This is a genomic window from Elstera litoralis, assembly GCF_000963705.1.
Lineage (GTDB): Bacteria > Pseudomonadota > Alphaproteobacteria > Elsterales > Elsteraceae > Elstera > Elstera litoralis.
Genome location: NZ_LAJY01000084.1, coordinates 1 through 11180 on the forward strand (window position 1 = coordinate 1; position 11180 = coordinate 11180).

The 11180-nt window shown below is 62.4% G+C and carries 10 protein-coding genes and 1 pseudogene; 3 read left to right on the forward strand and 8 right to left on the reverse strand.

Annotation, left to right across the window (positions count from 1 at the left end; translation table 11 throughout):
* Nucleotides 1-55: 55 nt before the first annotated feature.
* The 3 genes from VZ95_RS04325 to VZ95_RS04335 are packed head-to-tail and all read right to left on the reverse strand — an operon-like array spanning nucleotide 56 to nucleotide 1795.
* A complete protein-coding gene (locus VZ95_RS04325; RefSeq protein WP_052711471.1) occupies nucleotides 56-619 on the reverse strand; it encodes an HvfC/BufC N-terminal domain-containing protein in 564 nt (187 codons plus the stop codon).
* Nucleotides 616-1494, reverse strand: coding sequence for an MNIO family bufferin maturase (gene bufB, locus VZ95_RS04330; RefSeq protein ID WP_045774785.1), 879 nt, complete (start codon nucleotides 1492-1494; stop codon nucleotides 616-618). The genes VZ95_RS04325 and bufB overlap by 4 nt, the downstream gene beginning before the upstream one ends.
* A 28-nt stretch (nucleotides 1495-1522) precedes the next feature.
* Nucleotides 1523-1795, reverse strand: a complete 273-nt coding sequence (locus tag VZ95_RS04335; RefSeq protein ID WP_232302473.1) for a BufA1 family periplasmic bufferin-type metallophore — start codon at nucleotides 1793-1795, stop codon at nucleotides 1523-1525.
* A gap of 231 nt (nucleotides 1796-2026) precedes the next feature.
* On the opposite strand from VZ95_RS04335, the gene VZ95_RS04340 reads away from it, so the two are divergent.
* From VZ95_RS04340 to VZ95_RS28490, 3 genes are read left to right on the forward strand one after another with little or no spacing between them, the layout of a single operon-like run.
* Nucleotides 2027-3814: a bifunctional metallophosphatase/5'-nucleotidase gene (locus VZ95_RS04340; protein ID WP_084627567.1), complete on the forward strand. Its 1788-nt coding sequence runs from the start codon at nucleotides 2027-2029 to the stop codon at nucleotides 3812-3814.
* Nucleotides 3795-4589, forward strand: coding sequence for a hypothetical protein (locus VZ95_RS04345; RefSeq protein ID WP_332307974.1), 795 nt, complete (start codon nucleotides 3795-3797; stop codon nucleotides 4587-4589). The genes VZ95_RS04340 and VZ95_RS04345 overlap by 20 nt, the downstream gene beginning before the upstream one ends.
* Nucleotides 4496-4942: a hypothetical protein gene (locus VZ95_RS28490; RefSeq protein WP_332307975.1), complete on the forward strand. Its 447-nt coding sequence runs from the start codon at nucleotides 4496-4498 to the stop codon at nucleotides 4940-4942. The genes VZ95_RS04345 and VZ95_RS28490 overlap by 94 nt, the downstream gene beginning before the upstream one ends.
* 43 nt (nucleotides 4943-4985) lie before the next feature.
* Here VZ95_RS28490 and VZ95_RS26645 read toward each other — a convergent pair whose 3' ends face one another.
* From VZ95_RS26645 to VZ95_RS25060, 5 genes and pseudogenes are all read right to left on the reverse strand, one after another.
* Entirely contained in the window at nucleotides 4986-7079 is a 2094-nt protein-coding gene (locus VZ95_RS26645; RefSeq protein ID WP_232302474.1) for a TIM barrel protein, read from the reverse strand.
* Nucleotides 7080-7121: 42 nt separating this feature from the next.
* On the reverse strand, nucleotides 7122-8435 hold the full coding sequence (locus VZ95_RS04355) for an enolase-like domain-containing protein (RefSeq protein WP_198148083.1): 1314 nt from the start codon (nucleotides 8433-8435) through the stop codon (nucleotides 7122-7124).
* A 97-nt stretch (nucleotides 8436-8532) separates the two neighbouring features.
* A complete protein-coding gene (locus VZ95_RS04360) occupies nucleotides 8533-9693 on the reverse strand; it encodes a dihydrodipicolinate synthase family protein (protein ID WP_045774786.1) in 1161 nt (386 codons plus the stop codon).
* A 3-nt stretch (nucleotides 9694-9696) separates the two neighbouring features.
* A complete protein-coding gene (locus VZ95_RS04365; RefSeq protein WP_045774787.1) occupies nucleotides 9697-10848 on the reverse strand; it encodes a Gfo/Idh/MocA family protein in 1152 nt (383 codons plus the stop codon).
* A 123-nt stretch (nucleotides 10849-10971) separates the two neighbouring features.
* Nucleotides 10972-11180: pseudogene (locus tag VZ95_RS25060) on the reverse strand (TetR/AcrR family transcriptional regulator); the annotation flags it as partial.

Consider the following 11180-nt stretch of genomic DNA (forward strand, 5'->3'; position numbering starts at 1 on the left):
AAACTGGGCGCGTCCGGGGCGAGAACGCGCCATTCCACCCGCCCGTCGGGGCGGGTTAAAAAAAAACGAGGCTCTGGGGCTCATCGAGCGCTAGGCTAGAGAGATCGGGCGTGTCGGCGGTTTGATGGGCCTGCCACAGGTCGGCGACCGCAAAAGACGATTGAACCAGCCGCGCGCTTGGATGGGCGGTGAAGCGCAGGGCGGCGAAACTCGCCTCCGGCACGGCGGCAAAATCGGACGCCGCGAGGGCGGGGGCTGCGGGGGCGAGTAGCGTTTCGATCATAGCGCGCTCCAGCCGCGCGACCTCCGCCACATAGGGGAAATCGGCCATGCCGGGGGCGGTGGCGAGGAAGGCCGGAAAATCCGCGCCATAGCTGGCCATATCGGGCCGCGCCGGTGGATGAGCGCGCAGAAAATGCCGGGCGGCCTGGGCGAAATAATCCGCTCCAACCAAGGTCGCCGTCACCGGAAAATTCGCCGCCAGGGCCGCCGTGAGGGAGAGGCGGACGTTATTCCGGTAAATCTGGGCGCGCTCGGGGGCGTGCAAGCCTGCGGGCGGGGCGTCACTCGCGCCCAGGAGATAGGCGGCGAAAGCGGTTTGCTGCGCGGCGAGGCTCATGAGGGCATCCGCTGGCGGGCGGCCTCGGCTTCGGCGAGCAGTATCGCCAGATCCGGTAAATCGGCGTCCCATTCGATGAGCGTCGGGCGCGGGCCGATTTGGCCGAGAATTGTTTCATAAAGCTGCCAAACCGCCGGGGCGACGGGGGCAGCGTGAGTGTCGATCAAGATCCCCCCTTCCGGCCCGTCGCGGTGCGTGTGGCCCGCCAAATGGATTTCCTCGGCGACGGCCAGCGGGTAGGTCGCAAGCCAGTCCTCCGGTAGCAGGCCCTGATTCTGCGCCGAGACGTAGAGGTTATTCACATCCAGCAGCAGCCCGCAGCCAGTTCGGCGCAGCAGCTCGGCGATAAACGCCCCCTCCGGCCAGTCGTTTTCGGTGAAGCCGACATAGGTCGAGGGGTTTTCCAGCAGAATTTTACGCCCAAGCCGGGTTTGCACTCGGTCGATATTCCGCGCCAGAACCTCCAAGGCCTCCGATGTGTAGGGAAGGGGGAGGAGGTCGTTCAAATAGCGCCCGCCGACGCGGCACCAGGCCAAATGATCGGAGATCAGTGCTGGGGAACAGGCTTCGGTGAGATCGGCAATGCGGGAAAGATGGATTTCATCCACACTTTCGGCCGAGCCGAGCGAAAGCCCGACGCAATGCAGGCTGATTGGCACGCGCTCGGCCAAGGCCAGCAGCAAGCGCTGGGTTGGACTGCCGGGGTGCAGGTAATTTTCCGCATGGATTTCGAGGAAATCGACGGGCAGGGCCGTCGGTTGCGCTACCAGCGCGGCGAAATCCGAGTGGTGATCGGCGCGCAGTCCAATTCCCACTGCCGTTGCCGCCACAGCAGGCCCTAGGGCAAGAGGAGGCGCAAGCGCAAGATCGATCATGCCGCGCCTCCTCTGCCAGATGAGGCGGTTAGGCCTTTTTCGGCTGCAAGGCACCACCCGCGCCCGCGCAGCTTCCGGCGGGGACATATTTCCACGCGTCCGGTTGATTATCGACCTTCGAAGTGCCCGCGCAGGAGCTGCTGCCGGTTTGGCAATCGTTCTGCCCGGCCTTGGCGATGCCGTAGCATTTTTCTTTCGCTTGCGCTGTGGCGGGCGTTGCGGCGAAGGCAACGGCGGCCATAGCGACGGCCCCGGCGATGGACGCAACACCTAAGCTTTTCTTGGACATCGGAACGCTCATGATTCTCTCCCGGAAAGGAGGCGGTAGCACCGCCGCAGCTCATCGTTTCGACGGGATTGCACCGTCTTGTCTCTGGTTCGATCTTTACGGCGATGAGGTTACAGGGGGATGCGGGGGGACGGAAAAAAATCTTTACCCCCATAAAATGCCCCGTCGATCATTGAGGCGTCATCGACTCTGGCTATAGAATGGTGACACTGGACGAAACCTGATGAAGGACTGACCGTCGCCATGCTGTTCACCCGCTCTTCCCTGCTGACCGTCTCGGTCGCGGCGCTCCTCTCGGCGGGGGCATTCGCCCAAGCCCCGGCCCCGCTGAAATTGACGATTCTGCACGTCAACGATATTCACTCGCGCCTGCTGCCAATCAATCGGTTCGGCACTACCTGTTCCCCGAAGGAAGAGGAAGAGAAGAAGTGCTTCGGCGGCGTCGCCCGCATCGGCTATCAGGCCCAGGAAATCGCCAAGCAGGTTAAGGCGGGCGGCGGACATTCGGTGTTCCTGCACGCCGGCGACCAGTTCCAGGGCTCGCTCTTCTACACAGTTTACAAGGGCAAGGCCGATCTGGTGGCGGTGAATTTGCTCGATGTCGACGCTATGTCGCTCGGCAATCACGAGTTCGACGACGGCCCCGGCGTGCTGGCCGATTTTCTGAAGGGCACGAAGTTCCCGGTTCTGTCGGTGAATGTCGATGTCAGTAAAGAGCCGCGCCTCCAAGGTCTGTTCCAGCCCTATACGATTATCGAACGCGGCGGCCAGAAGATCGGCATCATCGGGGCCACCACCGACGATACCCCCATCACCTCCTCGCCGGGGCCGACCGTGAGCTTCGCCCACGAAGACGGCCCGCTGAAAAAGGCGGTTGAGGAACTGAAAAGCCTCGGCATCGATAAGATCATCGCGCTCACCCACAGCGGCTGGATTCGCGATCAGGAAATCGCCAAGAATGTCGATGGGATCGATATTATCGTCGGCGGCCATTCGCACACGCTGCTGTCGAATAAGGTCAAGGAAGCCGAAGGCCCGTACCCCATCGTCGTGAACGGCAAGGCCGGGCGCACGCTGATCGTGACGGCAGCGGCCTATAGCCAATATTTGGGCCGTCTCGACGTGACCTTCGACGCGAAGGGCGTGGTTTCTTCTTACGAGGGCGAGCCGATTTTGCTCGATGCCTCGGTTGCTGAAGATAAAGCCATTCGCAGCGAAATTAATAAGTTCGACGCGCCGATTACGGAGATGAAGAATAAGCCGGTTGGCACCTCCGGCGTTTCGCTCGATGCCAGCACCTGCCGCAAGGGCGAATGCCTGATGGGCAATCTGGTGGCCGATGCGCTGGTTTGGTCCACTGCCTCCAAGGGCACCGAGTTCGCCATTCAAAACGGCGGCGGCGTGCGTGCCTCTATCGGCGAAGGCCCGGTAACGCTCGGCCATGTGCTGACCGTGCTGCCGTTCCAGAACACGATCGCCACGATGAAGCTGAAGGGCTCGGACGTGGTGGCGGCGCTGGAAAATGGCGTGTCGAAGGTCGAAGAAAACCAAGGCCGCTTCCCGCAGGTCTCCAGCAACCTGCGCTATAGCTGGGACCCGAAAAAGCCTGCGGGCAGCCGCATTGTTTCGGTCGAGGTGAAGCGCAACGGCAATTTCCAGCCGCTTGATCCGAACGCGGTTTATAACGTCGCCACCAACGACTTCATGCGTCGGGGCGGCGATGGCTACACAGTCTTCAAGACCAATGCCGTCGATGCCTATGACTTTGGCCCGAATTTGGAAGATAGTGTTGCCGCCTATATCGCCAAGAACTCCCCGGTTCAGGCGAAATTGGAAAGGGCGCGTGCGTCAGCCGTAACCTTCAGACACGATCTTAAAAGCCACGGCCCGATCTGGCAGCAGATCGGGCGTTTGCGTTTAGCGCGCCAAATCAGCTATATTGTCCGACAAATTAAGAGAGCGTTAGGCCGTCGTCTCCGGCGGTGCCAGCGCCGTTTTTGGAGGAAATCCCATGTCGCTCACCGCTACTGAAATTCTGCCCGAGGATGCCGACCGTGCCTTGCTGATCGGGCGGGTTTGGTCGTTGGCCGAGGCGGGGCCGTGCCCCGTGCTGGTGCGCGGCGGGCGGCTGCTGGATGTGTCCGCGCTGGCCCCGACGGTTTCGGGCTTGCTCGACTTACCCGATCTTGCGGCGGTACTGCGGGACGGGGTGGATTTTCCTGATCTTGGCAGCCTCGACGATTATCTCGCGGGAACGGCGGGGCAATTGCTCGCGCCGGTCGATTTACAGGCGGTGAAGGCGGCGGGCGTGACCTTTGCCGACAGCATGCTGGAACGGGTCATCGAGGAACAGGCCAAGGGCGACCCAACCCGCGCGCAGGAAATCCGCATTCGGCTCGCCCCGATCCTGGGCGATAATCTGCGCGGGCTGGTCGCCGGGTCCGACCGCGCGGCGGCGGTGAAGGCGGCGCTGCAAGATTTGGGGCTATGGTCGCAGTATCTCGAAGTCGGCATCGGCCCGGACGCTGAGATTTTCACCAAGGCGCAGCCAATGGCGGCGGTGGGCTGCGGCGCGCGGTGGGCATTCACCCGATTTCCAACTGGAACAACCCGGAGCCGGAAGTTGTGCTGGTTCTCACGTCCGGTGGGCAGATCATCGGCGCGACCTTGGGGAATGACGTTAATCTGCGCGATGTCGAAGGCCGTTCGGCGCTGCTGCTCGGCAAAGCCAAGGATAATAACGCCTCCTGCGCGCTGGGGCCGTTCATTCGCCTGTTCGACGGGGCTTTTTCGCTGGAGACGGTAAAAAAACTACGCGTGACGTTGCGCGTAACCGGCGAGGATGGGTTCGTGATGGAAGGCGAAAGCCGGATGGAAGTCATCAGCCGCCCGCCGGAGAATTTGGCGGCGCAACTGCTGAACGCGCACCATCAATATCCCGATGGGGCGGTGCTCTTCTGCGGCACTTTGTTCGCCCCGACCAAAGACCGCCGCGCGCCGGGACAAGGGTTTACCCACGAACTCGGCGACCGAGTGGAAATCGCAACCCCCAGCCTGGGCCGTCTCGTCAATTGGGTGCAGCGCACCGATGCTTGCCCGCCCTGGGTTTTCGGAACGCGCGCGCTGATGGAGAATTTGGCGCGGCGCGGCAAGCTTTAAGCTGAAAGGCCGGAGGGGAAATCCTCCGGCCTTTCTTATGGGATCAGCGTTGCGTGACCAAATCCCACCCCGGCAGATCGGCGAGTTTCACGGAACGACCCGTATCGGCGCTTTGCAGGGCGGCAACCCCGCAGAAGACGGACAAGGCCCCCGCGCGCGCATCGGCCCGCTGGGCATAGGGATCGGGCAAATCGCGCTCGACGATCATGCGTTGCAGGCGAATATCGCCGCCGAAATGGCCGCCGCGCGTGAAGGGCAATTCGATCTTCTCCACGGTCCGATTATTGAGAATCACCAGGATTGTATCGACATCCGGTTCCTGCCAGGGCTGGCCCTCGTACTGGCGGATTTCGATGCGGCCTTTGGTGCCGTTGAACGCCAGATGATAGCCTTCGATGGGCATAAAGCTATTCAGCGAATAGGCCACCTGCACACCGCTATCGTAGAGAATATCGGCGGTCATCGTATCGGGAATATCGATCTCGGGCCGGAACACGCAGCGGTCACGGTGGTAGCCGTCGGCCGTGTGGGCCGTGCCGTAGAGCGCGTTCAACCACGGGTCGCCCGCAACATCGAGGGCAAAACCGCACTCGGCCTTGCCGGTGCAGGTGGAACAGGTTTCGCCGCGCTGAACGCCGTTCTTGCCGTAGTGGCGCTGGCCGGCGCGGGCGAAAACCTCTTGCGGTTCGGCGTCGAGATACCAGTTCAGTAGGTCGAAATGATGGGTGGCCTTATGGACGAAGAGGCTGCCGGAATTCTCGCGGTTGGCATGCCAGCGGCGGAAATAATCGGCCCCATGTACCGTATCGAGATACCAGTGGAAATCGACCGAAACCACCTCGCCGATCTTCCCCGACAGTAGTTCCTGCTTGATCCGCGTGGAGGTCGGGGCGTGGCGATAATTGAAGCCAACGTCCACCCGCCGCCCGGTTCGGGCTTGGGCTTCCAGAATGCGGGCGCATTTCTCGGCAGTGGTCGCCATCGGCTTTTCGATGATTACGTCCGCCCCGGCCTCCATCGCTTCAATCGCGTGGCGGTCGTGGTCACAGTCACGGGTACAGACGATCACGGTGTCGGGTTTGACGGCGGCGAGCATACTCGTGAGATCGTCGAACAGTGGCGCGTCCCGCCCTATAAAATCGGCGGCAAAGGCGCGGCGGATGGGGTTGGAATCGCAGATACCGACGAGCTCGATTTGATCGCTGAACCCATCGAGCAATTCCTTGCCCCAGGTTCGGGTGCCACGGCTGCCGGTACCGATGAGGGCGACGCGGGGTTTTGCTCTTGTTTGGGTCATTTTTTGAGTGCTCCTCAGCAAACCGTTTGAAAGCGCTCGACGCAGGTTTTCAGAACCTCGTGCCCGTCGCGCTTCCACCAATTTTCGGCGGAGAAAAATCTCCACCTCCTGCGGGCCGTGGAACCCGGCGGCTTGGATCTGGCGGCGGATGCCGGGCAGGTCGATGACGCCATCACCCATCATGCCCCGGTCCAGCAGCAGGTCGCGCGTCGGCACCAGCCAGTCGCAGATGTGATGGGCGAGAATGCGGCTGTCCCGCCCGGCGCGAGCGATCTGCGCGGCAAGATCGGGATCCCACCAGACGTGGTACACGTCGATGGCGACGCCGATGCCATCGCCCAGGGCGTCGCAGAGATCGAGCGCTTGACCAAGCGTGTTCACGCAAGCGCGGTCCGCCGCATACATCGGGTGCAGAGGCTCAATGGCGAGCGGAATACCCGAGGCGCGGGCGTAGGGCAGAACGGCGGCGATACCGTCCGCGACCATCTGCCGAGCCCCGGTGATATCCTTCGAATTGACGGGCAGGCCGCCAACGACGAGGACGAGACAGTCGGCCCCGAGGGCGGCGGCTTCGTCGACCGCGCGTTTATTATCGTCAATCGTGGCCGCAATCCCGTCGGGGGTGGCGGCGGGAAACATCCCGCCCCGGCAGAGGCCGGTGACGCGAATGCCATTGTCCTTGATGATCTTGGCGGATTCCGCCAAACCCTGCTTTTCTACCTGATCGCGCCAGGGGGCGACCGCCGTGATGCCTTGGGCAAGGCAGGCGTCGATAGCGTCTTTCAAGCCCCACTGCTGGCGCACCGTGGCAAGATTGATCGAGAGTCCCGTGAGTGACATGGGCGTTTCCTCGGAAAGTTTGGCCGTTGATCCGGCCTTTTCTTATGCGGCGAGCGGGCTAAGCGCTGACCAGTCGGGACTTGCCGCTGACCCAAGGCCGGGCGACGCCAGAAGCGAGGTTAGCGACACCGCGCCGTTCTCGATTGTGAGCCGGGCGTGTCCTTGCGGCGCGCGGGCGTAGAGATCGGGGTGCGCAGCAAGGAAGTCCGCCTGTTCGCCCGGCGGCGCGCTGCCCATCCCATCGACGTAATGATGCCCGTTGCGCTCGATATGCTCAGCCCCGATGAAGGCCGCCAGTAGTAGATCCTGCTGAACGCCAAGCCCGGCTTGGGTGGTGAGATCCTCGGCGGACATGAAGAAACCGCGCCCCCAGGCCTCTACGCGCGCTCGGTTGAGGATCGCCCGATACAGGCCCTTGCAGCTTTTCGACGAAATCCCCGTATAGCCGAGGGTGCGCGCCGTTACGAAAGCGCCCATTTCGCCATCCGATTCGTCAATTTCCACTGGCACCAGGGCCGCGAGCGCGTGAATCGGCGCGGACAAGGCCACCGCACGGGCAATCGGCTGTTCCAGGAATAGTATATTCGCCCGAAAATGGGCAAGGCGCGGCTCGGCGGCGATCTTCTCCCAGAGCGCGATCACCGAATCGGCGTCGGGGAACTGCTCGTTACCGTCCAGAGTGAGGCGATAGTCGGGTAGGCGGTCCAGCAGCGCCGCGATGCGGGTAAGCCGGTCCAGATCGGCGTCGGCATTTCCCGAGAGCTTTAGTTTGAAAAAGCGGTGGCCATAGGCGGTAATCGCGGCTTCGAGGCTATTCGGCAGCCCGTCCTGTGGCCCGTCGGCGGGCTTTTCGGCGTCGGTAATCGCGTCGATCATCCCGACCGTGTGGCGGATATTGATGCGATCCGCCGGGGTTTGCGCGGCAAGGAAACTATCGAGATCGAACCCGACCAGATCGGGCGCGGTGCGCGCGTCCAGCCCCGGTAAGTTTCGTTGAAGCGCGGCGACCGCAGGCAGCCCATAGGCTTTACACAGCGCATCCAGTACAGCCCGATCCAGCAGCGCGAGCCCGAAGGAGGCGATCAACCCGCCGAGCCCCCGTTGGGCGCAGGCGGCGTGATGGGCGGCTTCCACCGAGGCGCTAAGGCCGAAGGCCGTGGCGCTATCGGCGGCGAGCAGATGGGTTTTCGCGATCCGCAGCGCTGTGCGGAGCTGGTTGAAATTATCCGCGTTGCTGAGGGCGGAATTCTTGTCGAACCATTTCGGCACCATCAGTTCGGCGGACTGGCCCACGGCCTCGCGCCCATCCTCCAGCCGGATACGAACCCGAACGAAGGCCTGCGGCGCGTCCCGCACCGTGACCGCGCCAAAGCGGAAGGCAGGCGGAAGCTGACGGGCCGCTCGAACAGATCGGCGTCCAGCAGCTTTACGGTGGGAGAGTCGCTGCCCATCGTTAAACGATCCCGGCGACGGCGAGCACGCGGCGCATGCGTTCGGTCGCAAGATCGGGGTCGCGCAGCACCCGCGCCGTATCCGCGAGGCGGAAGAGTTCGGCGAAATGCTGCACCGACCGCCCGCTTTGCTGCCCGCCCAGCATGAGGAAATGATCCTGCAAGCCATTGAGATAGGCGAGGAAGACGACGCCCGTCTTATAAAAGCGCGTCGGCGCTTGGAAGATATGGCGGCTCAGCGGAACCGTCGGCTCCAAAATGGCGTTAAAAGACGCGAGATTCCCCGCAGCAAGCTCAGCCAGCCCGGCCGAGGCGGCGGGGGCGATGGCGTCGAAAATGCCCAAGAGCGCGTCCGAATAGCCGTGATCGTCGCCCGCGATCAGTTCGGCATAGTTGAAATCGTCACCCGTATACATGCGCACGCCCTTCGGCAGGCGGCGGCGCATCGCAATTTCTTTTTCCTTCGACAGAAGCGAAATCTTGATACCGTCGATCTTACTGGCGTGGGCTTCCAGCACGGTCAGGCAGGTATCCATCGCGGCGTAATCGTCGGTCGAGCCCCAATAGCCTTTGAGGGCGGGATCGAACATGTCGCCGAGCCAATGGATAACGACGGGTTCCTTAACCTGCCGCAACAGCCGGTCATAGACCTTCACATAATCGTCGGGGCCGGTGGCGATGCGGGCGAGCGCGCGGCTCGCCATCAGAATGATGCGCCCGCCGAGCCCTTCGATGAAGGCGAACTGCTCCTCATAGGCGCGGATCACATCGTCGAGGCTCTTGGCATTCTCCGGGGCGAGATGATCGGTCCCGGCCCCGCAGGCGACCAAACCCTTGCGCGGTTTGGCGGCGGCGAGCGAGCGGCGGATCAACTCCTGCGCGCCCGCCCAATCCAGCCCCATACCGCGCTGGGCGGTATCCATCGCTTCCGCGACGCCGAAGCCGAGATCCCACAGGTATTCGCGGAACTCGATGGTTTTATCCCAATCGACGGCGCTATCGACCCAGGGGCAATTCTCCGCCAGGGGATCGACGACGACATGGGCGGCGGCAAAGGCGATGCGGTTGAACTGCGGCGTTCCTGCCGGGCGCGGCAAGGGCGCGTTTTTGACCGTATAGGGCGCGAGCGTGCCGCCGGGGCCGGGAAGAGTAAGGCTCGGCATCGCTTAAGCCTCCAGTTTCGGCACGTCGAGCCAACGGCGTTCTTGCCAGCTTTTCAGCCCAAGTTCGGCCAATTGCACGCCCTTGACGCCTTGCATCAGATCGAACTTCCAGGGAGCGTCGGCGACGAGATGACGGATGAACTCTTCCCACTGCACCTTGAAGCCATTATCGACCGGCTGATTGTCCGGTACTTCGTCCCACTGCTGGGCGAAGTTCATCGTTTGCGGCTGGTCGGGGTTCCAGACCGGGCGGGGGGTATTGACGCGGTGCTGCGTCCAACAGCGGGTGAGCCCCGCTACCGCCGAGCCGTGGGTGCCATCGACCTGGAAGGTCACGAGATCGTCGCGGCGCACGCGCACGGCCCAGGAGGAATTGATCTGGGCGATCACGCCACCCTCAAGCTCGAAGGTGGCATAAGCGGCGTCGTCGGCGTCGGCGACGTAAGTGTTGCCCTGCTCATCCACCCGGCTCGGAATATGGGTCGCGCCCAGGCAGGAGACGGCCTTGACCTCGCCGAAGAGATTATCCAGCACATAGCGCCAGTGGCAGAGCATATCGAGAATGATGCCGCCGCCATCATTCTTGCGGTAATTCCAGCTTGGGCGCTGGGCGGGTTGCCAATCGCCCTCGAACACCCAATAGCCGAACTCGCCGCGCACGGAGAGAATCTTCCCAAAGAAGCCGCTGTCGCGCAGCATTTTGATTTTTCGCAAGCCCGGCAGGTAGAGCTTATCCTGCACCACGCCGTTCTTAATGCCCTTTTGCGTGGCGAGGCGGGCGAGGGTGAGGGCGGTGCCGACATCTTCGGAAATCGGCTTTTCGCAGTAGACATGCTTGCCCGCGTGGATGGCTTGCGTAAGCAGGGCTGCGCGCATTTGCGTCGAGCCCGCGTCGAAAAACAGCGTGTCGTCCGGATTGGCGAGGGCCGCCGTAAGGTCGGTCGTGGTGCGGGTGATGCCGTGGCGCTTGGCGATTTCGGCAATCTTCTCCGCGTTGCGGCCCACGAGAATAGGATCGGGCATAACGCGGTCGCCATTGGCCAGCAGCACGCCGCCTTGGTCGCGGATCGCCACAATCGAGCGCACCAAATGTTGATTGTAGCCCATGCGGCCGGTGATGCCGTGCATGATGATGCCGAGCCGGATCGTCGCCATTGTCGTTTCCCCATCGGAAAGGGGCGGCTCATTGCTTAGGCCGCCGTTATAACCAGATGGTTACTAATCAGACACGGTTTACAAACCCCGTCAAGGGCCGCCGATTGCGATTTTTTATTTTAATTAGACGCGAAGATACGACACAATCATATCGGCAATATGCTCGCCCCAGCGCTTTAATTCTTCCGATTTTACAAATTCCCGACTAAAAATAATCGAAGTTGTATGGTGATTTGACAGGTAATAATAGCCCAGGGCGGCAATGCTGAGATAGACGTGAACCGGGTCGGCCCCGGCGCGGAACTGGCTTTGCCGGTGCCCACGCTCCAAAA

What these genes read in the sequence shown, in the direction of transcription:
- VZ95_RS04360 (WP_045774786.1), bottom strand. Translation starts at nt 9,693, where the DNA reads ATGCCGAGCCTTACTCTTCCCGGCCCCGGCGGCACGCTCGCGCCCTAT.
- bufB (WP_045774785.1), bottom strand. Translation starts at nt 1,494, where the DNA reads ATGATCGATCTTGCGCTTGCGCCTCCTCTTGCCCTAGGGCCTGCTGTG.
- VZ95_RS04340 (WP_084627567.1), top strand. Translation starts at nt 2,027, where the DNA reads ATGCTGTTCACCCGCTCTTCCCTGCTGACCGTCTCGGTCGCGGCGCTC.
- VZ95_RS26645 (WP_232302474.1), bottom strand. Translation starts at nt 7,079, where the DNA reads ATGTCACTCACGGGACTCTCGATCAATCTTGCCACGGTGCGCCAGCAG.
- VZ95_RS04325 (WP_052711471.1), bottom strand. Translation starts at nt 619, where the DNA reads ATGAGCCTCGCCGCGCAGCAAACCGCTTTCGCCGCCTATCTCCTGGGC.
- VZ95_RS04345 (WP_332307974.1), top strand. Translation starts at nt 3,795, where the DNA reads ATGTCGCTCACCGCTACTGAAATTCTGCCCGAGGATGCCGACCGTGCC.
- VZ95_RS04335 (WP_232302473.1), bottom strand. Translation starts at nt 1,795, where the DNA reads ATGAGCGTTCCGATGTCCAAGAAAAGCTTAGGTGTTGCGTCCATCGCC.
- VZ95_RS04365 (WP_045774787.1), bottom strand. Translation starts at nt 10,848, where the DNA reads ATGGCGACGATCCGGCTCGGCATCATCATGCACGGCATCACCGGCCGC.